Genomic DNA, 24,046 nt, shown 5'->3' with positions numbered 1-24,046 from the left:
GACCCATGGCAAACGTGCAAAGCGGCAAAATGATCGTCGGTCTCGATATCGGCACCTCCAAGGTGGTGGCGCTGGTGGGCGAGGTCGGGGAAGACGGCGCGATCGAAATCGTCGGTATTGGCACGCATCCGTCCCGGGGCCTGAAGAAGGGCGTGGTGGTGAACATCGAGTCCACCGTGCAATCGATCCAGCGCGCCATCGAAGAAGCGCAGCTGATGGCCGGTTGCCGGATTCACTCGGCGTTCGTCGGCGTGGCTGGCAACCACATCCGCAGCCTGAACTCCCACGGCATCGTGGCGATCCGCGACCGTGAAGTCAGCTCGGCCGACCTTGAGCGCGTCCTCGACGCTGCCCAGGCCGTGGCGATCCCGGCGGACCAGCGCGTGCTGCACACCCTGCCGCAGGACTACGTGATCGACAACCAGGAAGGCGTGCGCGAGCCCCTGGGCATGTCGGGCGTTCGCCTGGAAGCCAAGGTCCACGTGGTGACCTGCGCCGTCAACGCCGCACAGAACATTGAAAAATGCGTGCGCCGCTGCGGCCTGGAAATCGACGACATCATTCTCGAGCAGTTGGCCTCGGCCTACTCGGTCCTGACCGACGACGAAAAAGAACTGGGCGTGTGCCTGGTGGACATTGGCGGCGGCACCACCGACATCGCGATCTTCACCGAGGGTGCGATCCGTCACACCGCCGTGATCCCGATTGCCGGCGACCAGGTCACCAACGACATCGCCATGGCGCTGCGCACACCGACCCAGTACGCCGAAGAAATCAAGATCCGCTACGCCTGCGCCCTGGCCAAGCTGGCCGGTGCCGGCGAGACCATCAAGGTGCCAAGCGTGGGTGATCGTCCACCTCGCGAGCTGTCGCGCCAGGCCCTGGCCGAAGTGGTCGAGCCACGCTACGACGAACTGTTCACCCTGATCCAGGCTGAACTGCGCCGCAGCGGCTACGAAGATTTGATCCCGGCCGGCATCGTGCTGACCGGTGGCACCTCGAAGATGGAAGGCGCGGTCGAGTTGGCCGAGGAAATCTTCCACATGCCGGTGCGCCTGGGCGTGCCCCATGGCGTGAAGGGCCTGGGCGACGTGGTGCGTAACCCGATTTATTCCACCGGTGTGGGCTTGCTGTTGTACGGGCTGCAAAAGCAGACCGACGGCATTTCCCTGTCGGGCCCGAGCATCCGTGACAGCTACCGCAGCGACGACGAGGCGAAAGCGCCATTGTTCGAGCGGCTGCAGGCTTGGGTAAAAGGCAATTTCTAAAGATTTACCGCGACACCGCAGCACCCGCAATAAGCAGTAGGCGAAAAAACTAGAGAAAATGAAAGGAGAGGGAACATGTTCGAACTCGTAGACAACATCCCCGCTAGCCCGGTTATCAAAGTAATCGGTGTCGGCGGTGGCGGCGGCAACGCTGTCAACCACATGGTCAAGAGCAACATTGAAGGCGTTGAGTTCATCTGCGCCAACACTGATGCCCAGGCGCTCAAAAGCATCGGCGCTCGGACCATCCTGCAATTGGGCACCGCGGTGACCAAAGGCCTTGGCGCTGGCGCCAATCCGGAAGTCGGCCGTCAAGCCGCCCTGGAAGACCGCGAGCGTATTGCCGAAGTGCTGCAAGGCACCAACATGGTGTTCATCACCACTGGCATGGGCGGCGGTACCGGTACCGGTGCGGCCCCGATCATTGCCGAAGTGGCCAAGGAAATGGGGATTCTGACCGTTGCTGTCGTGACGCGTCCGTTCCCGTTCGAAGGCCGCAAGCGCATGCAGATCGCCGACGAAGGTATCCGTCTGCTGTCTGAAAGCGTCGACTCGTTGATCACCATCCCCAACGAGAAATTGCTGACCATCCTGGGCAAGGATGCCAGCCTGCTGTCCGCCTTCGCCAAGGCTGACGATGTACTGGCCGGTGCCGTTCGCGGTATCTCCGACATCATCAAGCGCCCAGGCATGATCAACGTCGACTTTGCCGACGTACGTACTGTGATGAGCGAAATGGGCATGGCGATGATGGGCACTGGCTGCGCCAGCGGTCCGAACCGTGCACGCGAAGCCACCGAAGCGGCCATCCGCAACCCGTTGCTCGAAGACGTGAACCTGCAAGGTGCACGCGGCATCCTGGTGAACATCACCGCCGGTCCTGACCTGTCCCTGGGTGAGTACTCCGACGTGGGTAGCATCATCGAAGCCTTCGCGTCCGAGCACGCCATGGTCAAAGTCGGTACCGTTATTGATCCGGACATGCGCGATGAGCTGCATGTAACCGTGGTTGCTACCGGCCTGGGTGCAAAAATCGAGAAGCCTGTGAAGGTCATCGACAACACCCTGCACACCAGCCAGGCCAGCCAGGCAGCTGCCGCTCCAGCCCCTGCTCGCCAGGAACTGCCGTCGGTCAACTACCGTGACCTGGACCGTCCGACCGTGATGCGCAACCAGGCTCAGGCCGGTGCTGCGGCGTCCCGTAGCCCGAATCCGCAAGATGACCTGGACTACCTGGACATCCCGGCATTCCTGCGTCGTCAGGCCGATTAATGGAATGTATCAGGGCTATGAAGGTGATTGGTGTTCAGCAAAGGTCTGGTCTGCTATTATCGCCAGCCTTTGTTGATACCAGTTCGCAATTTGCGCTGAAGCGGTCCAAGCCATGATTAAACAACGCACCCTGAAGAATATTATTCGTGCCACAGGTGTAGGTCTGCACTCCGGGGAGAAGGTATACCTGACCCTCAAGCCTGCACCTGTCGACACCGGCATCGTGTTTGTGCGTGCCGACCTGGACCCTGTGGTGCAGATTCCTGCTCGCGCGGAAAACGTTGGCGAAACCACTATGTCGACCACATTGGTCAACGGTGACGTCAAAGTGGACACGGTGGAGCACTTGCTCTCGGCCATGGCTGGCCTGGGCATCGATAACGCCTACGTCGAGCTCTCCGCGTCCGAAGTCCCGATCATGGATGGCAGCGCTGGCCCCTTCGTATTCTTGATTCAATCTGCCGGCCTGGAAGAACAGGACGCAGCCAAGAAGTTCATTCGCATTCTGCGGGAAGTGACAGTAGAAGACGGCGACAAGCGCGCCACCTTCGTCCCGTTCGAAGGCTTTAAAGTGAGCTTTGAGATCGATTTCGATCACCCGGTATTCCGTGACCGCACCCAAAGTGCAAGCGTGGATTTTTCCAGCACTTCGTTCGTAAAAGAAGTCAGCCGCGCCCGCACCTTTGGTTTCATGAGTGACATCGAGTACCTGCGCAAGCACAACCTCGCACTCGGCGGCAGCGTGGAAAATGCCATTGTGGTCGACGCGGATGGTGTACTGAACGAAGACGGCCTTCGCTATGAAGACGAATTCGTGAAGCACAAGATCCTCGATGCAATCGGTGACCTCTACCTGCTGGGCAATAGCCTGATAGGCGAGTTCAAAGGCTTCAAGTCGGGCCACGCCCTTAACAACCAGCTGCTGCGCAAGTTGATTGAGCAGACAGACGCTTGGGAAGTCGTGACCTTCGAAGATGCCAGCACCGCACCGATCTCTTACATGCGTCCCGTTGCGGCGGTGTAAGTAACAACTCTCTTTCTTTAGTTTTGAAAGGCTGCCTTCGGGTGGCCTTTTTTTATGCCCGGCGAAGATCCAAATGTGGGGGCTGGCTTGCCTGCGATAGCGGCCTGCCAGTTAGCTTATAGGTAGCTGACCCACCGCCATCGCAGGCAAGCCAGCTCCCACACCTGACCTGATCAGTTTGAGGTTTTTGAAACATCCACTATCCGGTTACGGCCGCTGTGCTTGGCCTGATACAACGCCTGGTCAGCCTTGAGCAGCAGGTCTTCAAGGGAAATACGGCTGTGCTTCTGCCAGGTACTCAGGCCGATGCTTACGGTGATCGGTTGCTCATCCCCGGCCACTCTCGGCAAGTGCTGGACCCCCTTGCGGATATGCTCGGCGATCACCCACGCGCCCTTGGCGTCGGTATTGGGCAGCACCACCGCGAACTCTTCACCGCCATAACGCGCCGCCAGGTCGGCAGGGCGGCGGATATGGCTGGCGATCACATGCGCGACTGCACGCAACGCCTCATCGCCGCCCTGGTGACCATGGCGGTCGTTGAAGGCCTTGAAGTGGTCCACATCGATCATCAGTACGCTCAACGACTCGGTGGAGCGTTGTGCTCGGTCCCATTCCAGCCGCAAGCGTTCGTCCAGCGTGCGACGGTTGGCCAGGCCGGTAAGGGCGTCGGTGGCTGCCAGTTCTGACAGCACCTGTTCAGCCCGATGGCGGCGGCGCAACTCCATGCACAGTGCCCAAGTCAGCCACAACAGGCCCACGCACAACACTCCGGTCGCGATGCTGACCAGCCACGCCGCACGCCGCCAGGGTGCGAACATTTCATCGCTGGACAAGGCCACCGCCACGATCAGCGGCAAGTTGCCCACATTCGAAAAACTGTAGAGCCGTGCCTGGCGATCGACACTGGAGATACTTTGGAAGCTGCCGTCCCGTTCGCGCAGCATGCGCGCCACATTCGGGCGCTGGCTCAGGTCCTTGTCAACGATATCTGCTTCCAGCAGAGGCTCTTGCGCCAGCAGGATGCCTTGGTGGTTGAGCAGGTTGATGGTGCTGTTGCTGCCGATGTTCAAGCTGCTGAACAACTGATGAAAGTACGACAGGCGCATGGACGCGACCGCCACTCCCAGGAAACGCCCATCCGGTGACGAAACGCGACGGCTGAACGCGATGCGCCAGGGGTCGGCACACTGGCAGCGCGCCATGAACGGGCGGCTGATATACAAGCCCAGGTCGGGGTTGGTGCGGTGCGCCTGAAAATAGTCCCGATCGGCAAAGTTACCCAGCTTTGGCGTGAGCAGGGACGAATCGGCAATCACCTCGCCGGCCGGGTCCAACAGCAGGATATCGCCCTTGTAGGGCGCCGCTGCGGAACGATCAAACAGCACCAAGTGCCTGATGCTCTCTGAAACGTCTTGCAGGTCGGTGCGCTCGGTGGCGCTGATCAAGCCTTTGAGGGCCATGTCGTAAAGTTCGACATTGCGCAGCACGTCCGCGTCGATCAATTGAGTGATGGTATTGGCGGTGCGCTTGGCCGTCTGCAGGGTATTGGCATGTTCACGAATCAGCAGCGCAGTGACGACCCCCACGATCAGCAACACCGTGAGCGTACTGCCCAGGATCAGCAGGCGCTCCGGGCGGCGGTTGGGGCGGGTAAGGCTTGAACTCATCGGGCACACTTCTGCGTTGAGAATGCCCTTAGCGTAGTAGCAACTCTTAAATATGGCTGTAGGAGCGAGCTTGCTCGCGAAAACTCACAGACGCCGCGTTTATTCAGGAAGCACGCGTTATCGTTAACGTTTTTCGCGAGCAAGCTCGCTCCCACCTGTACTCAGAACACGTTGATCGGGTAATCCACGATCACACGGTATTCATCCACATCGCGGTCCACTGCAGAGTAGCCATTGCTGCCGCGATTGGTCGCCCATTGCAGGCGCACGGCCAAGTCCTTGGCCTTGCCGCCCTGCACCACATATTTCAGGTCGATATCGCGCTCCCAGTGCTTGGCGTCCTTGCCATCGGCGCTGTACCAGTTGCTGTAGCCACGACTGTTGGGGTCGACCTTGGTCAGGTCGGTCTTGCCGCTGATGTAGGACACGGCGGACGTCAGGCCGGGCACGCCGAGGCCGGCGAAGTCGTAGGCGTACTTGAGCTTCCAGGAGCGCTCGTTGGGCCCGTTGAAATCCGAGTACTGCTGGGAGTTGTCCAGGTACACGCTGTCGCCCTGGGTGATGTAGTCGAACGGCGTGTTGCCATTGACCCGCTGATAAGTCGCCGTGACGCTGTGGTTGCCCACGCCCACGGTGAAATGCAGGCTGTAGGTGTTGTTGTCGATATCCCCCAGCAGCGATTGGCCGGTGTCCTGGGTATGGTAGTAGTGCAGGCCGGGCGTCAGGCTGACCAGGTTGTTCAGGGCATAGGTGTATTCCACGTCGTAGTAATACTGGTGCCAGACGTCCTTGAGTTCGGAGGCGTACAGGTTGCTGGTCAGCCCCTCGATCCCGCTGAACGACACGCCAGCCCAGTCCAGATGCTGGCTGTCGGTGTTGGCGGGCAGTGTGCCGTAGCTGGTGCCGATGCGCCGATGGCCGCTCTGGTTGTAGAGCTTGGTAAAACTGGCCTGGCCACCTTCGATCATCCAGCCGTCAAAGCTGTGGTTGGTCAGGCTCACGCCACGGAAAGTCTGCGGCAACATGCGCGTCATGCCGCCGGCGATCACCGGGTTGTTGAGGAACAGGTCGCCGGCTTTCAGTTCGGTGTCGAAGGCGCGCAGCTTCAAGGTGCCGCCAGCCGTCGAGAACGAACCCGGCGCTTTGCCGTTGCCGCTGCCATACGGAAGGATGCTGGAACCATCCGTACCACCACCGCCGTCGAGCTTGAGGCCGAGCATGGCATTGACGTCCAGGCCGAAGCCGACGGTGCCCTGGGTGTAGCCGGATTCGAAGGTGCCGATAAAGCCCTGGCCCCATTCCTTGCTGTCATCGGTATGAATATCGCGCCGGTCGCGGTTCATGTAGTAGTTGCGGGTGTTGATCGTGAGGTGTGAACCCTCGACGAAACCTTCGACGGGCGGGGCGTCTGCCGCGTGGGCAAGGGGGATGATCGTTGCTGCGATTGCGAGGAATAACGGGGTGAACGTCAGCGAGTTCTTCACCGGTGGAGCTCCTTTGGTCAATCATGAACGGCCAGTGTCGTGGGGGTGTGCCCGGCCTTTTTTCACGGCAAAAAAAAGCCGCTGAAGTCAGCGGCTTTAAGACAGATTCCCAGTGTAGAGCCCTGGAAATAAGTCGAGGGAAATTCGGGTGAGTGGTCAGCTGCCTTTGCCGTCGCGCTCATCGATGCGTCAAAGTAACGCAGGCGAGCGGTGCGATACAGAGTGTAACAAGATAATAACTATTGCCCAAACCGCAACAGTGAGGGCCATGGGATCTTCTGTGGGAGCTGGCTTGCCTGCGATGCAGACACCTCGGTATGCCAGGCCTACCGTGGTGATGCTATCGCAGGCAAGCCAGCTCCCACATTTTGACCGAGTTGTTTAGATCGGCAGGGTGATACCAAACGTATTGCCACCGCCTTCACTACGCACAAACACATCCCCCCCATGCATCAACGCAATCGCCTTGACGATGGCCAGCCCCAGCCCATGATTGGCCCCGCTGTTGCTGCGCGATGCATCCACCCGATAGAAGCGTTCGAACAGGCGTGGCAAGTGTTCGCTGGCAATGACCTCGCCGGGGTTGGTCACGCCAATCGTCACCTGGTGTGCCTGCACTTCAATGTGCACGTCGATGACGTGCCCCGGCGCCGTGTGTTGCACGGCATTGCTCAGCAGGTTGATCAGTGCGCGACGCAGGTGGGCCTTTTCGATCTGCACCACGGCATCGCCGTGCACGCGCACTTCGACCTGGGCGTCTTCGAGGATGAAGTCCAGGTAGTCGAGGGTGGTGGCCACTTCATCGGCCAGGGCGCTTTCGATCAGCTTGGTGGCCTTGCTGCCCTGGTCGGCGCTGGCGAGGAACAGCATGTCATTGATGATCGAGCGCAGCCGTTCCAGTTCTTCCAGGTTCGATTGCAGCACCTCGAAATACTGCTCCGCCGACCGACCGCGAGTGAGGGCCACCTGGGTCTGGCCGATCAGGTTGGTGAGCGGCGAACGCAGTTCATGGGCGACGTCGGCGTTGAACGATTCCAGGCGCGAATACGCCTGCTCGACACGGTCGAGGGTGGCGTTGAACGAATTGACGAACTGGCTCAATTCCGGCGGCAGCGGCGACAGGTGCAGGCGCCCGGAGAGTTTCGGCGGTGCAAGCTTTTGCGCCTCATCCGAGAGTTTGCCCAGGGGCTTGAGGCCGATACGCGCGACCCAGAACCCCAACAGTGCCGCCAGTACCACACCGACCAGCGCCAGGCTGACCAATGCCACCAGCAAGTGATGCTGGGTGGCGCGGAAGTTCTCCGTGTCGATGGCAATCATGAAGCGCAGCGCCGGGCGCTGGTCCTTGGCTGCAAACTGGCTGACCAGCACCTTGAAGGGATAATCGTGACCCGGCAGGCGCAGGTCGCGCTTACCCGTGGCGCCCTCGGCAAAGGCACGAATCTGCGCATCCGGCTCACCGTATTCGTAGCTCGGGTCGCTGCTGACCACCCAGAAACGGATGCGCTTGTCTTCTTCCCCCAACAGCTTGAGCTTGGACCTGATCTTGGCCCAATGCTCCGGCGTGCCGAAGCGATTGATCGACGACTCCAGCACGCTGTAGCGCGCATCCAGCTCGGCACCTGGCAACAACCCCAGGCCACGGTCGACCTGCTGGTACAGCGCGCCGCCGATCAACAGAAAGATCAGCAGCGCCACCAGGGTGAACATGCCACTCAGGCGCAGGGCGATGGAATTAGCGACCACTGTGGTTTTCCTGCATGCGGTTCTCCAGCACATAGCCCATGCCACGAATGGTGTGCAGCAGCTTGTGTTCGAACGGCCCGTCGAGCTTGGCGCGCAGGCGCTTGATCGCCACTTCCACCACGTTGGCATCGCTGTCGAAATTGATGTCCCAGACCATCTCGGCAATCGCAGTCTTGGACAGGATCTCGCCCTGGCGCCGCGCCAATACGCTGAGCAGCGAGAACTCCTTGGCGGTCAGGTCCAGGCGCAGGCCGTTGCGGCTGGCCTTGCGACTGATCAGGTCGATCCACAGGTCTGCGACGGTGACCTGCACCGGTTCATGGCCGCCGCTGCGGCGGGTCAGGGCTTGCAGGCGGGCCACCAGTTCCAGGAACGAAAACGGCTTGCCCAGATAATCGTCGGCGCCTTCGCGCAGGCCGCGGATGCGGTCTTCAACGCGCTCGCGAGCGGTGAGCATGATCACCGGCGTCTGCTTGCGGGCGCGTAAGGCACGCAACACACCGAAGCCATCCAGGCCGGGCAACATCACATCGAGCACGATCACCGCGTACTCATTCTCCAGCGCCAGGTGCAGACCCTCGACGCCTTCACGTGCCACGTCGACGGTATAGCCTTGCTCCGTCAGGCCGCGGTGCAGGTAGTCTGCGGTTTTTTCTTCATCTTCAATAATCAGGACGCGCATGACCGCCTCAGTGTGTGGTCGCCAGCGCCAGCGCTGGTTTGGGCCTGTGGAAAAGCCGTTCGAGGTACAAGTATATGACCGGAGTGGTGAACAGCGTCAGCGCCTGGCTCACCAGCAAGCCACCGACCACCGCGATGCCCAGCGGCTGGCGCAGTTCCGCCCCAGGGCCTGCGCCGAGCATCAACGGCACCGCGCCGAGCAACGCAGCAAGGGTGGTCATGATGATCGGCCGGAACCGCGTGACGCAGGCTTCATAAATCGCATCTTCGGGTGGCAGCCCGCGTACCCGCTGCGCCTCCAGGGCGAAGTCGATCATCAAGATACCGTTTTTTTTCACGATGCCGATCAGCAGCACCAGGCCGATCAAGGCCATGATCGAAAAGTCCTGTCCCAGCAGCCACAGCATGAACAGCGCACCGAGGCCCGCCGAGGGCAGGGTGGAAATGATCGTCAGCGGGTGCACAAAACTCTCATACAGCACACCCAGAATAATGTAGACCGCTACCAGCGCCGCGAGGATCAGCCAGGGTTGGCTGGCCAGCGAGCTCTGGAACGCCTGGGCCGCACCCTGGAAGTTGCCGATGATTGTGCTCGGCATCCCGATTTCGTTCTTGGCTTGGTCGAGCATGATCACTGCGTCGCCCAGGGCCACGCCGGGCGCGAGGTTGAATGACAGGTTGGCGGCGGGGAACATGCCGTCATGGCTGATGGACAACGGCCCGACTGTGGGCGGGTCGACTTTGGCCAAGGCCGACAGCGGCACCATTTCATTGGTCAGTGGCGAGCGCAGGTAAAAATAGTCGAGGCTTTCGGCCTTGCCGCGCTGTTGGCTGTCCAGTTCAAGTATCACTTGGTACTGGTTGATCTCGGTCTGGAACTCGTTGATCTGGCGCTGGCCGAAGGCGTCGTACAACGCCTGGTCGACATCGGTGGCGGTCAGCCCGAAACGTGCGGCGGCCTGGCGGTCGATGCTGATATGGGTGATGCTGCCGCCCAGTTGCAGGTCGTTGGACAGGTCGCGAAACGCCGGGTTGGCGCGCAGTTTTTCGGTGAGGCGTTGGGTCCAGGTGTTCAGCGTCGGGCCGTCGTTGCTCTTGAGCACATATTGGTACTGGGCGCGGCTGGGGCCGGAGCTCAGGTTGATGTCCTGACCGGCGCGCAGGTACAGCACGATGCCCGGCACCTTCGCCAGTTGCGGGCGGATGCGGTCGATGAACTGGCTGGCGGACACATTGCGCTCACTGCGGTCTTTCAAGGCGATCCAGAAGCGGCCGTTGGCGATGGTCTGGTTGCTGCCGGTAACGCCCACCGAATGGGAAAACGCCTGCACCGCCGGGTCGGCCTTGACGATCTCGGCCAGGGCCTTGTGCTTGGCGACCATGTCCTTGTACGACACATCGGCCGCCGCTTCGCTGGTGCCGAGCACGAAACCGGTGTCCTGCACCGGGAAGAATCCCTTGGGAATGAACACATAGCCGACCACCGCCAGGGCCAGGGTTACCACGAAGATCGCGGCCATGCTGCGTTGGTGCGCCAGGGCACGGCGCAGGTTGCGCGCATAGCCGGCCAGCAGGCGTTCGCTGAAGCTGGGTTTGGCGTGGGCAGGGTGGGTAGGGGCACGCATGAACAAGGCGGCCAGCGTCGGTGCCAATGTCAGCGAAACCACCACTGAAATCAGAATGGTCGCGGTGGCCGTCAACGCAAACTCCTTGAACAACCGACCGACCACCCCGCCCATGAACAGCAGCGGAATAAACGCCGCCACCAGCGAGAAGCTGATGGATACCACGGTAAAGCCAATTTCACCCGAGCCCTTGATCGCTGCTTCGCGCTTGCCCAGGCCTGCCTCCAGGTGCCGATGGATGTTCTCCACCACCACAATCGCATCGTCCACCACAAAGCCCACGGCGATCACGATGGCCACCAGGGTCAGGTTGTTCAGGCTGAACCCCATCACATACATCAGGGCGAAACTGGCCACCAGCGAGACACCCAGCACCGCAGACACAATCAGCGTCGCCGACAGTTGACGCAGGAACAACGCCATCACCGCCACCACCAGCAGGATGGCGATCAGCAGGGTCATTTCCACTTCATGCAGTGAGGCGCGGATAGTCTTGGTGCGATCGGTCAACACGCTGACCTGCACCGAGGCCGGCAACATGCCTTGCAGGCGCGGCAGCTCGGCTTGAATGCGGTCGACGGTGTCGACGATGTTGGCGCCGGGCTGGCGCGAAATCACCAGGTTCACCCCAGGCGTATCGCCGGACCAGGCTTGTACGTAGGCGTTTTCCGAGCCGTTGACGACGTTGGCGATATCGCGCAGTTGAACTGGCGCACCGTTCTTGTAGGAAACGATCAGTTGGCCGTATTCCTCAGGGTGAAACAGCTGGTCGTTGGTCGACAGAGTGGACACGCTGTTTTCGCCATAGATCGCGCCCTTGGCCAGGTTGAGGCTCGACTGCTGGATGACCAGGCGTATATCGGCGAGCGTCAGGCCAATGGCCGCGAGCTTGTCAGGGGAGGCCTGCACGCGAATCGCCGGGCGTTGCTGGCCGGTGATATTGATCTGGCCGACGCCGTCGATCTGGCTGATCTGGCGCGCCAGCAGGGTTTCCACGTAGTCGCTCAGCTCGGTGCTGGGCATGCTGCTGGAGCTGACGCTGAGGATCAACACCGGGCTGTCTGCCGGGTTGACCTTCCTCCAGGTAGGCAAGCTCGGCATGTCGCTGGGCAGCTTGCCGGACGCGGTGTTGATCGCGGCCTGGACTTCCTGGGCGGCGGTGTCGATGCTTTTTTCCAGGGTGAACTGCAGGGTCAAGAGGCTGGAGCCCAAGGCGCTACTGGAGGTCATCTGGGTCATGCCGGGGATGGCACTGAACTGCACCTCAAGAGGCGTGGCCACCGATGAGGCCATAGTGTCCGGGCTGGCGCCAGGAAGTTGCGCGGTAACCTGGATGGTCGGGAATTCCGCTTCCGGCAGTGGCGCGACGGCCAGGTTCGGGAAGGCAATAATCCCCAGCAACACCAACGCGAAGGTCAACAGCAGGGTGGCGACCGGGTGATCAACGCACCAGGCTGAGGGCGACCGGCTTGCGCTCATGGCTGCACCTGGGCGTCGGCGGTGTGGATCACTTGCGGCGGCTCCTTGAGCACCTCCACCTGCGCACCGGCCTTGAGCCGAGATTGCCCATCGCTGACCAGCACATCGCCGGCCCGCACGCCTTTGATGATATTGATATCGCTGTTCTGGTAGGCGACTTGCACCGGTACCACCTCGACTTTGTCAGCGTTTACGCGGTACACGAAATGTGACTCCAGCCCACGCTGCACCACGGTCGGCGGTACCACCAGGGCGTTCTTGTCGAGGGCCGTCTGGATTTTGATGGTCACCAGTTGTCCCGGCCATAGCTTATGCGCCGGGTTGCTGAACTCGGCCTTGGCCCGCAGGGTGCCGGTGGTGGAACTGATCTGGTTGTCGATCAGGCTCAGGTGGCCTTCGCCGAGCAGGTCGCCGGTCTGGCCATCGGTGTCGGCGCCCAGGTAGGCGTCGACGGTGGCCCGGGTGGGGGCGGCGATCAGGCCCTGCAAGGTTGGCAGCATCTGCTGTGGCAGCGAGAACTCAACGGCAATCGGGTCGAGTTGGGTGACGGTAAACAGCCCCTGGGTGTCGCTCATGCGCAGGAAGTTGCCTTCGTCCACGTTGCGGATGCCCACGCGGCCACTGACCGGGGAGCGAATCTGGGTATAGGAAAGTTGTACTTGAGCCGCATCAATGGCCGCCTGGTTGCCCTGCACCGTGGCCTTGAGCTGGTTGACCAGTGCCTGTTGCTGGTCATAGGTCTGTTTCGACACACCGTCGTCGATGCTCAGCGCCTTGTAACGCTTGAGATTGACCAACGCCACTTGCAACTGTGCCTGGCTTTCGCCCAATTGCGCCTTGGCCTGGTCGAGGCTGGCGCGGATCGAGCGGTCGTCGATGGTAGCCAACAGATCGCCAGCTTTCACCGACTGGCCTTCCTTGACCAGCAGTTGTGTGAGGATGCCGTCGATTTGCGGGCGAATCACCACGCTGTGCAACGACAGCACTGAGCCTATGCCGCTGACAAACCTGGGAACGTGCTGTTGCGCGACGCTCACTACCCGTACCGGGATCGCCGTGGGCGCTGCCAGGCGGGGCTTGGCAGGCCGTGTTACTGCCCAGGCGGCCACCGCCAATACCAAGAGGATGCCCACCATCAGGGCCGTGTTTCGTTTTATCTGCATGGGAGGCGCCGGGGCGCAGTTGCACGGTTTAAGCTGCAAGCTGCCAGTTGAAGGTTGGGTAGCTGCTTTATAGCCCGGTAATACGGTCAGCACGGTGACGCCAAACTGACAGCCGCGACAGCTAGCGCTTTTTACTTGTGGCTTGAAGCTTACCGCTTGCCGCTTTGCCCCCGTATACTGGCGCTTTTACGCCTATCGCTGCGCCGGAGCCCCTATGACTTCCCCAACCCAACCCCCTGTCGACGCGGCTGACCTCGTCGATTCGGCCACCGCCGACGGCGTTGAAAAAGCCGAGATCCCGGCGTTCAAGTTCCCCTTCAAACCGGGTGAGCTGGCTGGCGCCAAGAATGCCAGCCAGCCCTGGTACAAAGGCGGCGCCAAGAACGGCCATACCAAGACGCCAGGCATGGCGCCTCCGGGCACTCGCCGCTCCATGGGTAAACGCTAAGATTAAAGCGTTGCGTGCGTTATAGGCAGTTGCCTACATCGCCCGTGGACATTTCTGCTTGTAGGTCCGCGACCGATTCTTGAAAGCTTGCACAGCGTTTGCTTCGTCCCGATGACGCTCATCGGGGCGTGGTGAGTCAGCTTTCCGGAAAAGGACATTCCCGTGGCCCTGATACACCTTTGTGCGGTGCTTGCCCTCTTGCTCTCGACAAGTGTCGTTGCCGCCGACGTTCAACCGCGGCGTGAAATCCGTTTCGCCGTCGCTGCACATTTTCCGCCTTTTCAAAGCCGCAATTCCCAAGGGCAATTGGTGGGGCTGAACATCGAACTGGGCAATGCCCTGTGCGAGCAGCTCAATGTGCGCTGTACCTGGGTTGACCAGATCGTCATGGAAAATTTCCCCGCCCTTGAGGCCAGGCAGTTCGACGCGATCATGGGCATGGCGCCCACCTGCAGTCGACGGCGACGGGTGAGTTTCACCCGTGATCTCTACCCGATCACCACTCGGCTGGTGGCGCGTAAAACCTCGGGCCTGCGCCCTAATCGACGGTCGCTCAGGGGCAAGCGTGTCGGGGTGCTGGTGCGCAGTAATCGGGAAGCTTTTGCCCTGTCGCAGTGGGCGCCGGCAGGGGTAATCATCAGGAGTTTCTGGCTCAACGACCAACTGGTGCAGAGCCTGGTTTCGGGCGATATTGACGCGACCCTTCAAGGCGCCGTGGAGATCCGAGAGGCCCTGCTAGACACGCCCCAGGGCTTGGACTTCAATTTCATGGGGCCGCCTGTGTCGTCTGGCCTGCTGGGTAATAGCGTGGCGATTGCGGTGCGAAAAACCGATACCGCGTTGCGTAATGAGCTTAATCACGCGTTTGAGCAACTGATGCACAATGGCGAATACCAACGCATCCTCCAGCCCTATCGCCTCGATGTGTTGCCTGCCCATCCATGAGCGCTAATGTGTGAGTGCAACTCTGTTCCCGAGAGGCGCCTATCTACCTGACACTCCGAGCTCCAAATGTGGGAGCTGGCTTGCCTGCGATGACGGCCTGACAGCCTGCGACTATCTAGCTGACACCCCACAGTTGGATCGAGGGGCGTCAGGGAAATTGTCGTCGAATGGTAGGCCGTCGCGGGAGCAAGCTCCCTCGCCACAGGTCCAGCGTCGCGCTGAAGTTGAGTAGATACCTACGCCAAAATAAGGCCGTAGTAGCCTAAGCCGCCCTCAACGAGATAAACGCATAATTGGCCGGCACCTCAGTGGCAATGCGCGCCCCGGCATCCAGCACCTGTTCAGCGATGTCCATTCCCGACACATGAAACACCCATTCATTGGCCATTGCCGGCAGTTCAACCGCCTGTTCAATGGCCTGGGCAAACGCCTGCATGTCCGGCAGGTACGCGGTAAACCCGTCGCCCTTGAGTGCGGTCGTGCGAATGCCGAGCAACGCGCATATCGCTTCTTTGGTCTGCACGTCATCACGGTCGGCCTGGCGTGAACGGCGAATCAGTTCGGCCAGTTGCGCATCCATCAACTCACCACCGACGATCAGCGCAGGGCCTTGCTCCCAGGATTCCGGCGGGCAGTCCTTGGCGCTTGGGTTCAGTGGGATATGCGGGTTGATCTCCATCGGGTAGATGCGGCACACCAGCGGGCGCCGTTCGTAGATGCGGCAGCGGTTGTCTTCGTCAAGATTCCGGCAGCGTCCGGCGTTATAGGCGGCAAAGGTAATTGCCACAAACGCCTCGGTATTGCCGCTAGGCACGACCACTGAGCGGCGCTCAGCGTGTTCCCGTTGTTGCAGGGGCAGGCCCAGGCCATTGCCGAGAAAGCCCTCGACCAGAACGATGACGTTGCCGCCGTCCGCCGCCCAGCTGCGGGCTTCTTCGAGGGTCAGGGGTACGTGATGGTCGCTGCAGCATTTACCGCAACCGACGCAGGAAAAGTGTGTGTTCATGGCGGATCTGTCACCAGGCAAGGTCAGAGGGCACGCTTGAGGGGTGACGGGTTTTTACCTCTATCTACCGCTCAAGGGCTCTGGAAGCAAGTTATGCGCCAGTGAGGATCAGCCCTTGGATACGATGTCGCGCAGCACAAATCGCATGCCCGCACTTTCATACAGTTGCCGGGCGCGCAGGTTGCTCTCCAGCACCTTGAGGTCCACATAGGGTTCACCGCGCTGCTTGAATACCTGGAAGCTGTGCAGCAGCAAGGCGCGGCCCAGCCCTTGGCCTTGGGCGCAGGGGTGTACGGCCAGGTTCTTGATAAAGGCGCTGGTCCAGCATTGGGCCACTGCGAGGACACCGTCGTGGTTACTGGCCACCAGACACAGCGTCGGGTCGTACTCGGCATCGGTGACGAACTGCTGGCGCCACTCCTCCAGGTGGCCGACACGGCCGCCGCCCTGGTCCTGGGTCATGCGCAGCACGGCATGGATCGCCGGGGCGAGTTCATCGCGATAATGATCCAGCCGGGTATCCGCTGGCCACTGCGGGGCGGGCAGGCTGCCGGTGAGGTCGCGACGCAGCAGCTGGTAATACTCGCCCAAGGCTTACAGGCCCTTTTGCGCCACGGTTTGTGCGGCGACGACCAGGCATTTGGTCAATTCTGGGGATGAGAATTTGGTGAGTACTGAGTCGGCACCGGCCAGGCGTGCTTTTTCGCTGTTCATCGCGCTGTCCAGGGAGGTGTGCAACAGCACGTAGAGGTCCTTGAAATCCGGGGTTTCGCGCAGGGTGCGGGTGAGGGCGTAGCCGTCCATCTCAGACATCTCGATGTCCGACACCACTACGTTGATCTGTTCAACCGTGCCTTGCAGCTCCAGCAACACGTCGATGGCTTCCTTGGCGCTGCGTGCGGTGTGGCAGGTCAGGCCGAGGTTGCGCAGGGTGTGGACCGATTGCTGCAAAGCCACCTGGCTGTCGTCCACCACCAGGATGCGGGCGTTGCCCAGCACTTCGGCTTCTTCCATGGTCAGGTCGGTCGGCGCCGCTTCAATCGGTGCCGGGGCGATGCCATGGATGACTTTCTCGATATCCAGCACCTGCACCAGCCCACCTTCCACCTGGGTCACCCCGGTGATAAACGCCCGATTGCCGCCGGAGCCGTAGGGAGGCGGGCGGATATCGGTGGTCAGGCAATGCACGATCTTGCTCACCGCCTGCACGTGCAGGCCCTGTTTGGAACGGCTGACATCGGTGACGATCAGGCAGCCGCCATCCGGGTCTTGCAAGGGCATTTCACCCAGGGCGCGGCTCAAGTCGATCACCGACAACGAGGCGCCGCGCAAGGTGGCGATGCCTTTGACGTGCGGGTGGGACTCCGGCAGCTTGGTCAACGGCGGGCAGGGGATGATCTCGCTGACTTTCAACAGGTTGATGGCCATCAGCTTGCCGCTGCGCAAGGTAAAGAGCAGAAGCGAGAGTGAGTCTGCGCGGGCTTTGGTGGTGGACATAAAAACCTTCTGTGGATCAGGGATGACGATCTATACACCGTTATCGACCTTGTCCTCGAAAACTGTAGGAGCGAGCTTGCTCGCGAAGAACTTCAAAGCGCCGCGTTAAAACAGATTTTGCGCGTTATCGTTGACGTTTTTCGCGAGCAAGCTCGCTCCTACAGTGGGGTGGGGTGTCAGCCCTTCCAGGCCTGTGGGTTCACCAGATCCTGCGGGCGTTGGCCCAGCAGGGCGCTGCGCAGGTTGTCCACGGCGCGGTTGGCCATGGCTTCGCGGGTTTCACCGGTGGCCGAACCAATATGCGGCAGGGTCACCGCATTGCTCAGCTGGAACAACGGCGATTCAGCCAGCGGTTCCTTTTCGTACACATCCAGCCCGGCACCACGAATGCGCTGGGTTTGCAGGGCTTCGACCAGCGCAGGCTCATCCACCACTGGCCCACGGGAGATATTGATCAGGATTGCGCTGGACTTCATCAACCCCAGCTCCCGGGTGCTGATCAGGTGATGGGTCTTGTCGCTCAACGGCACCACCAGGCAGACGAAATCCGCCTCGGCCAGCAACTGCTCCAGGCTGCGAAACTGCGCGCCCAGTTCCTGCTCCAGCGCGGTCTTGCGGCTATTGCCGCTGTAAAGGATTGGCATATTGAAGCCCAGGCGCCCACGCCGGGCCACGGCCGCGCCGATATTGCCCATGCCGACAATGCCCAGGGTCTTGCCGTGCACATCGCAACCAAACAAAGGCGCGCCCACGCTGGCTTTCCATTGGCCGGCCTTGGTCCAGGCATCCAATTCGGCCACGCGGCGGGCGCTGCTCATCAGCAACGCAAAGGCCAGGTCGGCAGTGCTCTCGGTGAGCACATCGGGGGTGTTGGTGAGCAGGATCCCGCGCTCATTGAAGTACGGCACGTCGTAGTTGTCGTAGCCCACCGACACACTGGACACCACTTCCAGCTTGCTCGCGCTTTCAAGCTGCTCGCGGCCCAGCTTGCGACCCACACCGATCAAACCATGGACGTGGGGCAGGGCTTCGTTGAACTGTGCATTGATGTCACCCAGCTTGGGGTTGGGCGCGATCACCTCGAAATCCTGTTGCAGGCGTTCGATCATCGGCGGGGTGATACGGCTGAAGGCCAGGACAGTCTTTTTCATGACAGAACTCCACTCAACATGTGGGAGCTGGCTTGCCTGCGATGACGGTGTGTCAGCCACTATTGTATTGGCTGATCCACCGTCATCGCAGGCAAGCCAGCTCCCACAATAAATTTTTAGGGGGTGGGAAGCAGCATTTCAAAATCAGTTCGCCATCCGCACACCACCGCTCAACTCATACGCCACCAACTCCGCCTGGTGCGCCGCCAGAATTTCCGGCAACGAACCGCGCAGGTATTCCACCCAGGTCTTGATCTTCGCATCCAGGTATTGGCGCGAAGGATAGATGGCGTACAGGTTCAATTCCTGGGACCGGTAGGTCGGCATCACCCGCACCAGTGTGCCGTTGCGCAGCCCTTCGATGGCGGCGTACACCGGCAGCAGGCCGACGCCCATGCCGCTGGTGATCGCGGTTTTCATCGCATCGGCCGAGTTCACCAGGAAGGGCGAGCTGTTGATCGCCACGCTTTCCTGGCCTTCAGGGCCGTTGAAGGTCCATTTGTCCAGCTGGACCACCGGGCTGACCAGGCGCAGGCACGCATGGTTGAGCAAGTCCTGGGGCCGCTGTGCGCAGCCCTTGGCCTTGACGTAGTCCGGCGAGGCGCAGGCGATGCTGTAGGTGATGCCCAGGCGCTGGGAAACGAAACCTGAGTCCGGCAGTTCGCTGGCCAGCACGATGGACACGTCGTAGCCCTCGTCGAGCAAATCCGGCACGCGGTTGGCCAGGGTCAGGTCGAAGGTCACGTCGGGATGGGTGCGGCGATAGCGGGCAATGGCGTCAATAACGAAATGCTGGCCGATGCCGGTCATGGTGTGCACTTTCAACTGCCCGGCCGGGCGCGCATGGGCGTCACTGGCTTCGGCCTCGGCCTCCTCGACATAGGCGAGGATCTGCTCGCAGCGCAGCAAATAGCGTTTGCCGGCTTCGGTCAGCGCGATGCGCCGGGTGGTGCGGTTGAGCAAGCGGGTTTGCAGGTGGGCCTCAAGGTTGGAGACCGCGCGCGAGACGTTGGCCGTGGTGGTGTCCAGTTGCACGGCGGCGGCGGTGAAGCTGCCGGCTTCGGCCACACAACTGAAGGCGCGCATGTTTTGCAAAGTGTCCATGGAGTGTTCTCAAGGGAGATAGCAAATTGTGACAGAAAGTTACGCTTTCAGTGATCCCTACCAACGGATTATCGCCTGAACGGTAACAAAGATTCACAGGAATGCCAGCTTATCGTCCTCCCTGGCGCCGCCTAGAATTGCGCCACCTCTCCCGCAACACCCTCTCAGGAATTCGCTTGCCGTGCCGCGTCGCATCAGCAGAGAGCTGAAGACTCTCAGTGTTTGGGCTTTAACGTCAGTCATCAGCGGTTGCATCGGAACCGGAGGAATCGCCCCGCAAGGCCAGGCGATCAACGCCAATAGCCTGGCCACCGACGCCGCGATCCAGAGCGCCGACCGCGACGCCCACTGGCCCACCGCCCAATGGTGGCAGGCCTACGGCGACCCGCAGCTCAACCGTTGGGTCGAACTCGCCACCCGCAACAGCCCCAGCCTGGCCGTGGCCGCCGCCCGCGTACGCCAAGCTCGGGCGCTGGCCGGCGTGGCCGAGTCGGCCGAGTCGCTGCAGATCAACAGCGACACCACCCTCAAGCGTCACAACTGGCCGAAGGATCAGTTCTACGGCCCCGGCCAATTGAGCGGCGCCAACACCTGGGACAACAATTCGTCCCTGGGCCTGAGCTACGCCCTCGACCTGTGGGGCCGGGAAAGCAACACGACCGAACGTGCGGTCGACCTGGCGCACATGAGCGCCGCCGAAGCGCGCCTGGCCCAGCTCGAACTGCAAAACAACGTGGTGCGCGCCTATATCCAGCTGTCGTTGCAGTACGCCAACCGTGACATCGCGGCCGCCACCCTGGCCCAGCAACAGCAGATCCTGGACCTGGCCAACAAACGCCTGGCCGCTGGGATCGGTACTCACTTTGACGTCAGCCAGGCCGAAACCCCGCTGCCGGAAACCCATCGCCAACTGGATGCCCTGGACGAGGAAATCGCCCTGAGCCGTAACCAACTGGCGGCGTTGGCCGGCAAAGGCCCGGGGGAGGGCGCGCAATTGCAGCGCCCGACCCTGGCCCTCGCCGCGCCGTTGAAATTGCCCTCCAGCCTGCCGGCGCAATTGCTCGGCCAACGCCCGGACGTGGTCGCCAGTCGCTGGCAGGTAGCGGCCCAGGCACGGGGTATCGATGTGGCTCATGCAGGCTTCTATCCCAACGTCGACCTGGTCGGCAGCCTTGGCTACATGGCCACTGGGGGCGGCATGCTGGAATTCCTGGCCGGCAAGAAATTCAACTACAACGTCGGCCCGGCGATCACCTTGCCGATCTTCGACGGCGGCCGCCTGCGTGCGCAATTGGGTGAAGCCAGTGCCGGCTACGACATCGCGGTGGCCCAGTACAACCAGACCCTGGTCAATGCGCTCAAGGGCATCAGCGACCAGTTGATCCGCCGCGAGTCCATGGACAAACAGTCGGCCTTCGCCGCGCAGTCGGTGGCCTCGGCGCAGAAAACCTACGACATCGCCATGGTCGCCTATCAACGTGGCCTCACTGACTACCTCAACGTGCTCAACGCCCAAACCTTGTTGTTTCGCCAGCAGCAGATCGAACAACAGGTGCAGGCGGCACGCCTCAGCGCCCATGCCGAGCTGGTGACCGCCTTGGGCGGCGGCCTCGGTGCGGGCGATGATGTGCCCACGGCTGCCAAGACACTCCCAAGCAAGACTTCGGCGGCGCTCGCCGTGTTTGATCACTGAGTAGGCCTTGATGACTCCCTTGCCTGCACCGCTGCGCTGGCTGTATTCCCTTGAGTGGCGCCGTGGTTTCTTCGACTGGGCACGCAGTGATGGCGTGACCTGGGTGTATATCTTCAAAGTGCTGGTCGCTGCGTTCCTGACGCTGTGGCTGGCCATGCGCCTGGAACTGCCGCAACCGCGCACGGCGATGATCACCGTATTTATCGTGATGCAGCCCCAGAGCGGCCAGGTGTTCGCCAAGAGTTTCTACCGTTTCCTAGGGACCTTGGCAGGCTCGGCGGTGATGGTGCTGTTGATCGCCTTGTTTGCGCAGAACACCGAACTGTTCCTGGGGGCGCTGGCGATCTGGGTCGGCATTTGCACCGCCGGTGCCACGCGCAACCGCAACTTTCGCGCCTATGGGTTCGTGCTCGCCGGCTACACCGCGGCGATGGTCGGGCTGCCGGCCCTGGCCCACCCGGACGGCGCCTTCATGGCGGCGGTGTGGCGGGTGCTGGAAATCTCCCTGGGGATACTGTGCTCGACACTGGTCAGCGCCGCCATCCTGCCGCAGACCTCCAGCGCCGCCATGCGCAACGCGCTGTACCAGCGCTTCGGCGTGTTCGCATTGTTCGTGACCGACGGCCTGCGCGGGCGCAGCCAGCGCGAAGGCTTCGAGGCCAGCAACGTGCGCTTTATTGCCGAAGCCGTGGGCCTGGAAGGCTTGCGTAGCGTCACCGTGTTTGAGGACCCGCACATGCGTCGGCGCAACGGGCGGCTCAGTCGCCTCAACAGCGAATTCATGAGCATCACCACACGCTTCAACGCCTTGCACCAATTGCTCGAACGCTTGCGCGCCGATGAGGCCGACCATGTGGTGGCAGCGATCAAACCCGGCCTGCAAGACCTGGCCGAAGTGCTCGACAGCTTCTCTGGCCGCGCCCTCACCAGCCCCGATGCCGCGCGCCTGGTCAACCAACTGAGCGCCTACAAGGACGGCCTGCCCGCCAAGGTGCGCAGCCTGCGGGCGAGCTTCCAGGAGGACAACCCGACGGACGCCGAGCAGTTGGATTTCCACACTGCCTACGAGCTGCTGTACCGTTTCGTCGACGACCTGCACAACTACGCGCAAACCCACGCCTCCCTGGCCGAGCATCGCCATGCACGGGAGGATTGGCACGAAGCCTACACGCCAAAGACCAACTGGTTGGCCTGTGCCGCTGCCGGGGTGCGCGCCTCGTTTATCCTGGTTGTGCTGGGCAGTTACTGGGTGGCCACGGCCTGGCCCAGCGGCGCCACCATGACCCTGATCGCGGCGGCCACGGTGGGCCTGTCTGCTGCCACGCCCAACCCCAAGCGCATGGCGTTCCAGATGGCCTGCGGCACCTTGATCGGCGCCTTGGTCGGCTTTGTCGAAATGTTCTTTGTGTTCCCCTGGATCGACGGTTTCCCGCTGCTGTGCGTGATGCTCGCGCCGGTGATCATCTTCGGGGCCTTTCTGTCTTCACGCCCGCAATACGCCGGTGTGGGCGTGGGCCTGCTGATCTTCTTCAGCACCGGTTCGGTGCCGGACAACCTAACGGTCTACAACCCTTACACCTTTATCAACGACTACATCGCCATGGTCATCGGCATGCTGGTGTGCGCGGCGGCGGGTGCGATCATCCTGCCGCCCAACAGCCGCTGGTTGTGGCGCCGCCTGGAGCAAGACCTGCGTGAGCAAGTGGTGTATGCCATCAGCGGCAAGCTCAAGGGCCTGGCGTCGAGCTTTGAAAGCCGCACCCGCGACCTGCTGCACCAGGCGTATGGCCTCGCGGCCGGCGAGCCGCAGGTGCAGCGCGATTTGCTGCGCTGGATGTTCGTGGTGCTGGAGGTCGGCCACGCGATCATCGAGCTGCGCAAGGAGCAGGCGATTTTGCCGGTGCACCCGGCGTATGCCGAATCGCAGCCGTGGCGCCAGGCGATCCGCGTGATGGGGCGCTCGCTGGTGCGGCTGTTCCTGCAACCCAGCGCCAGCAACCTGGAGCGCGGGTTGATTGCCGTCGACCATGCGATCAGCCGTGTGCAGGCCACCGACGAACCCTTCGCCCCGCACTTCGACACCTCGGCCCTGCGCCGTGTGAAGAGCTACCTGCACTTTATTCGCACCTCGTTGCTCGACCCGCAATCGCCTCTGGCCGCCCTCAAAGGAGCCCCGAATGCCTCGTGAAATTGCATTCCACGGCATCTATATGCCGACCATGACCCTGATGTTCTTGATCGCAGCCGGGCTGGCCTGGGCGATTGATCGCTTCCTGGCCGGGTTCGACCTGTACCGTTTCTTCTGGCACCCGGCGCTGCTGCGCCTGAGCCTGTTCGCTTGCCTGTTCGGCGCCCTGGCGCTGAGCGTCTACCGTTGAGAATGCCCCGATGAAAAAGTTTTTCAGCCTGCTCGCCACCTTGCTGGTTCTGGCGTTGGCGATCTGGATTGGCCGCACGTTGTGGGTGCACTACATGCAAACGCCGTGGACCCGCGATGGTCGGGTGCGCGCCGACATTATCAATGTGGCGGCTGACGTCACCGGCGAAGTGGTGGACGTACCGGTACGCGATAACCAGTTGGTGAAAAAAGGCGACCTGCTGATGCAGATCGACCCCGAGCACTACCGCATTGCCGTCAAGCAAGCGCAATCGCTGGTGGCCTCCCGCAAGGCCACCTGGGAAATGCGCAAGGTCAACGCGCACCGCCGCGCCGACCTCGACGCCCTGGTGATCTCCAAGGAAAACCGCGACGACGCCAGCAACATCGCCGACTCGGCCCTGGCCGATTAT

General features: G+C 61.6%; 20 protein-coding genes. 9 read left to right on the top strand and 11 right to left on the bottom strand.

The annotated features are described in order from the left end of the window. The first annotated feature begins 5 nt into the window (after positions 1 to 5). From ftsA to lpxC, 3 genes are all read left to right on the top strand, one after another. Positions 6 to 1,268 (top strand): cell division protein FtsA, encoded by a 1,263-nt coding sequence (gene ftsA / locus APH41_RS12385; RefSeq protein ID WP_003188682.1) that lies wholly within the window; start codon positions 6 to 8, stop codon positions 1,266 to 1,268. 75 nt (positions 1,269 to 1,343) lie between these two features. Further along, positions 1,344 to 2,540, top strand: coding sequence for a cell division protein FtsZ (ftsZ, locus tag APH41_RS12380; RefSeq protein WP_003188685.1), 1,197 nt, complete (start codon positions 1,344 to 1,346; stop codon positions 2,538 to 2,540). Between the two features lie 112 nt (positions 2,541 to 2,652). Then, positions 2,653 to 3,564 (top strand): UDP-3-O-acyl-N-acetylglucosamine deacetylase, encoded by a 912-nt coding sequence (gene lpxC, locus APH41_RS12375; RefSeq protein WP_003171886.1) that lies wholly within the window; start codon positions 2,653 to 2,655, stop codon positions 3,562 to 3,564. Positions 3,565 to 3,737: 173 nt separating this feature from the next. Here lpxC and APH41_RS12370 read toward each other — a convergent pair whose 3' ends face one another. The 6 genes from APH41_RS12370 to APH41_RS12345 all read right to left on the bottom strand — a co-directional run bounded on the left by APH41_RS12370 (position 3,738) and on the right by APH41_RS12345 (position 13,412). Next, entirely contained in the window at positions 3,738 to 5,234 is a 1,497-nt protein-coding gene (locus APH41_RS12370) for a diguanylate cyclase (protein WP_054898815.1), read from the bottom strand. Positions 5,235 to 5,395: 161 nt separating this feature from the next. Further along, positions 5,396 to 6,718, bottom strand: a complete 1,323-nt coding sequence (locus APH41_RS12365) for an OprD family porin (protein WP_034126341.1) — start codon at positions 6,716 to 6,718, stop codon at positions 5,396 to 5,398. Positions 6,719 to 7,099: 381 nt separating this feature from the next. Continuing rightward, entirely contained in the window at positions 7,100 to 8,464 is a 1,365-nt protein-coding gene (locus APH41_RS12360; protein WP_054898816.1) for a heavy metal sensor histidine kinase, read from the bottom strand. Then, positions 8,454 to 9,146, bottom strand: coding sequence for a heavy metal response regulator transcription factor (locus APH41_RS12355; protein WP_054919280.1), 693 nt, complete (start codon positions 9,144 to 9,146; stop codon positions 8,454 to 8,456). The genes APH41_RS12360 and APH41_RS12355 overlap by 11 nt, the downstream gene beginning before the upstream one ends. Positions 9,147 to 9,153: 7 nt before the next feature. Beyond that, on the bottom strand, positions 9,154 to 12,249 hold the full coding sequence (locus APH41_RS12350) for a multidrug efflux RND transporter permease subunit (protein ID WP_054919274.1): 3,096 nt from the start codon (positions 12,247 to 12,249) through the stop codon (positions 9,154 to 9,156). Continuing rightward, positions 12,246 to 13,412, bottom strand: a complete 1,167-nt coding sequence (locus tag APH41_RS12345) for an efflux RND transporter periplasmic adaptor subunit (protein ID WP_054919269.1) — start codon at positions 13,410 to 13,412, stop codon at positions 12,246 to 12,248. Before APH41_RS12345 ends, APH41_RS12350 begins: the two co-directional genes overlap by 4 nt. Before the next feature lie 214 nt (positions 13,413 to 13,626). Between APH41_RS12345 and APH41_RS12340 the strand changes: the two genes are divergently transcribed. Further along, positions 13,627 to 13,860: a hypothetical protein gene (locus APH41_RS12340; protein ID WP_034126350.1), complete on the top strand. Its 234-nt coding sequence runs from the start codon at positions 13,627 to 13,629 to the stop codon at positions 13,858 to 13,860. Between the two features lie 162 nt (positions 13,861 to 14,022). Further along, positions 14,023 to 14,805, top strand: coding sequence for a transporter substrate-binding domain-containing protein (locus APH41_RS12335; RefSeq protein WP_034126351.1), 783 nt, complete (start codon positions 14,023 to 14,025; stop codon positions 14,803 to 14,805). Between the two features lie 262 nt (positions 14,806 to 15,067). Here the strand turns inward: APH41_RS12335 and APH41_RS12330 are convergent, their stop codons facing one another. The 5 genes from APH41_RS12330 to APH41_RS12310 all read right to left on the bottom strand — a co-directional run bounded on the left by APH41_RS12330 (position 15,068) and on the right by APH41_RS12310 (position 19,563). After that, positions 15,068 to 15,811 carry a YkgJ family cysteine cluster protein gene (locus APH41_RS12330; RefSeq protein ID WP_054919267.1) on the bottom strand — a complete coding sequence of 248 codons (744 nt, stop codon included), beginning with the start codon at positions 15,809 to 15,811 and terminating at the stop codon, positions 15,068 to 15,070. 108 nt (positions 15,812 to 15,919) lie between these two features. Continuing rightward, entirely contained in the window at positions 15,920 to 16,402 is a 483-nt protein-coding gene (locus APH41_RS12325) for a GNAT family N-acetyltransferase (RefSeq protein WP_034126353.1), read from the bottom strand. A gap of 3 nt (positions 16,403 to 16,405) precedes the next feature. Beyond that, positions 16,406 to 17,308, bottom strand: a complete 903-nt coding sequence (locus APH41_RS12320; RefSeq protein ID WP_014716988.1) for a chemotaxis protein CheV — start codon at positions 17,306 to 17,308, stop codon at positions 16,406 to 16,408. Positions 17,309 to 17,484: 176 nt separating this feature from the next. Beyond that, entirely contained in the window at positions 17,485 to 18,459 is a 975-nt protein-coding gene (locus APH41_RS12315; RefSeq protein ID WP_054898821.1) for a D-glycerate dehydrogenase, read from the bottom strand. A 144-nt stretch (positions 18,460 to 18,603) separates the two neighbouring features. After that, entirely contained in the window at positions 18,604 to 19,563 is a 960-nt protein-coding gene (locus APH41_RS12310; RefSeq protein ID WP_034126355.1) for a LysR family transcriptional regulator, read from the bottom strand. Positions 19,564 to 19,744: 181 nt separating this feature from the next. On the opposite strand from APH41_RS12310, the gene APH41_RS12305 reads away from it, so the two are divergent. From APH41_RS12305 to APH41_RS12290, 4 genes are all read left to right on the top strand, one after another. Then, positions 19,745 to 21,256 (top strand): efflux transporter outer membrane subunit, encoded by a 1,512-nt coding sequence (locus APH41_RS12305; RefSeq protein ID WP_054919264.1) that lies wholly within the window; start codon positions 19,745 to 19,747, stop codon positions 21,254 to 21,256. A 10-nt stretch (positions 21,257 to 21,266) separates the two neighbouring features. Beyond that, complete coding sequence (locus APH41_RS12300) at positions 21,267 to 23,444, top strand: FUSC family protein (RefSeq protein WP_034126357.1); 2,178 nt, start codon at positions 21,267 to 21,269, stop codon at positions 23,442 to 23,444. After that, positions 23,434 to 23,634: a DUF1656 domain-containing protein gene (locus APH41_RS12295; RefSeq protein WP_005784982.1), complete on the top strand. Its 201-nt coding sequence runs from the start codon at positions 23,434 to 23,436 to the stop codon at positions 23,632 to 23,634. The genes APH41_RS12300 and APH41_RS12295 overlap by 11 nt, the downstream gene beginning before the upstream one ends. A gap of 10 nt (positions 23,635 to 23,644) precedes the next feature. Beyond that, positions 23,645 to 24,046 (top strand): biotin/lipoyl-binding protein (locus APH41_RS12290; protein ID WP_156359047.1); only part of this gene is annotated, 402 nt, incomplete at its 3' end.

Origin of the sequence: Pseudomonas sp. NBRC 111138, from assembly GCF_001320835.1 — a bacterium.
In the GTDB taxonomy this organism is placed as follows: Bacteria; Pseudomonadota; Gammaproteobacteria; order Pseudomonadales; family Pseudomonadaceae; genus Aquipseudomonas; species Aquipseudomonas paracarnis.
This window is presented reverse-complemented; position numbering and strand designations above follow the sequence as displayed.

Excerpts from the sequence above, each read along its gene's own strand:
- APH41_RS12330 (WP_054919267.1), bottom strand. The coding sequence starts at position 15,811 with ATGAACACACACTTTTCCTGCGTCGGTTGCGGTAAATGCTGCAGCGAC.
- APH41_RS12355 (WP_054919280.1), bottom strand. The coding sequence starts at position 9,146 with ATGCGCGTCCTGATTATTGAAGATGAAGAAAAAACCGCAGACTACCTG.
- APH41_RS12315 (WP_054898821.1), bottom strand. The coding sequence starts at position 18,459 with ATGAAAAAGACTGTCCTGGCCTTCAGCCGTATCACCCCGCCGATGATC.
- APH41_RS12300 (WP_034126357.1), top strand. The coding sequence starts at position 21,267 with ATGACTCCCTTGCCTGCACCGCTGCGCTGGCTGTATTCCCTTGAGTGG.
- APH41_RS12350 (WP_054919274.1), bottom strand. The coding sequence starts at position 12,249 with ATGAGCGCAAGCCGGTCGCCCTCAGCCTGGTGCGTTGATCACCCGGTC.
- APH41_RS12340 (WP_034126350.1), top strand. The coding sequence starts at position 13,627 with ATGACTTCCCCAACCCAACCCCCTGTCGACGCGGCTGACCTCGTCGAT.
- APH41_RS12295 (WP_005784982.1), top strand. The coding sequence starts at position 23,434 with ATGCCTCGTGAAATTGCATTCCACGGCATCTATATGCCGACCATGACC.
- lpxC (WP_003171886.1), top strand. The coding sequence starts at position 2,653 with ATGATTAAACAACGCACCCTGAAGAATATTATTCGTGCCACAGGTGTA.
- ftsZ (WP_003188685.1), top strand. The coding sequence starts at position 1,344 with ATGTTCGAACTCGTAGACAACATCCCCGCTAGCCCGGTTATCAAAGTA.
- ftsA (WP_003188682.1), top strand. The coding sequence starts at position 6 with ATGGCAAACGTGCAAAGCGGCAAAATGATCGTCGGTCTCGATATCGGC.
- APH41_RS12345 (WP_054919269.1), bottom strand. The coding sequence starts at position 13,412 with ATGCAGATAAAACGAAACACGGCCCTGATGGTGGGCATCCTCTTGGTA.
- APH41_RS12370 (WP_054898815.1), bottom strand. The coding sequence starts at position 5,234 with ATGAGTTCAAGCCTTACCCGCCCCAACCGCCGCCCGGAGCGCCTGCTG.
- APH41_RS12320 (WP_014716988.1), bottom strand. The coding sequence starts at position 17,308 with ATGTCCACCACCAAAGCCCGCGCAGACTCACTCTCGCTTCTGCTCTTT.
- APH41_RS12310 (WP_034126355.1), bottom strand. The coding sequence starts at position 19,563 with ATGGACACTTTGCAAAACATGCGCGCCTTCAGTTGTGTGGCCGAAGCC.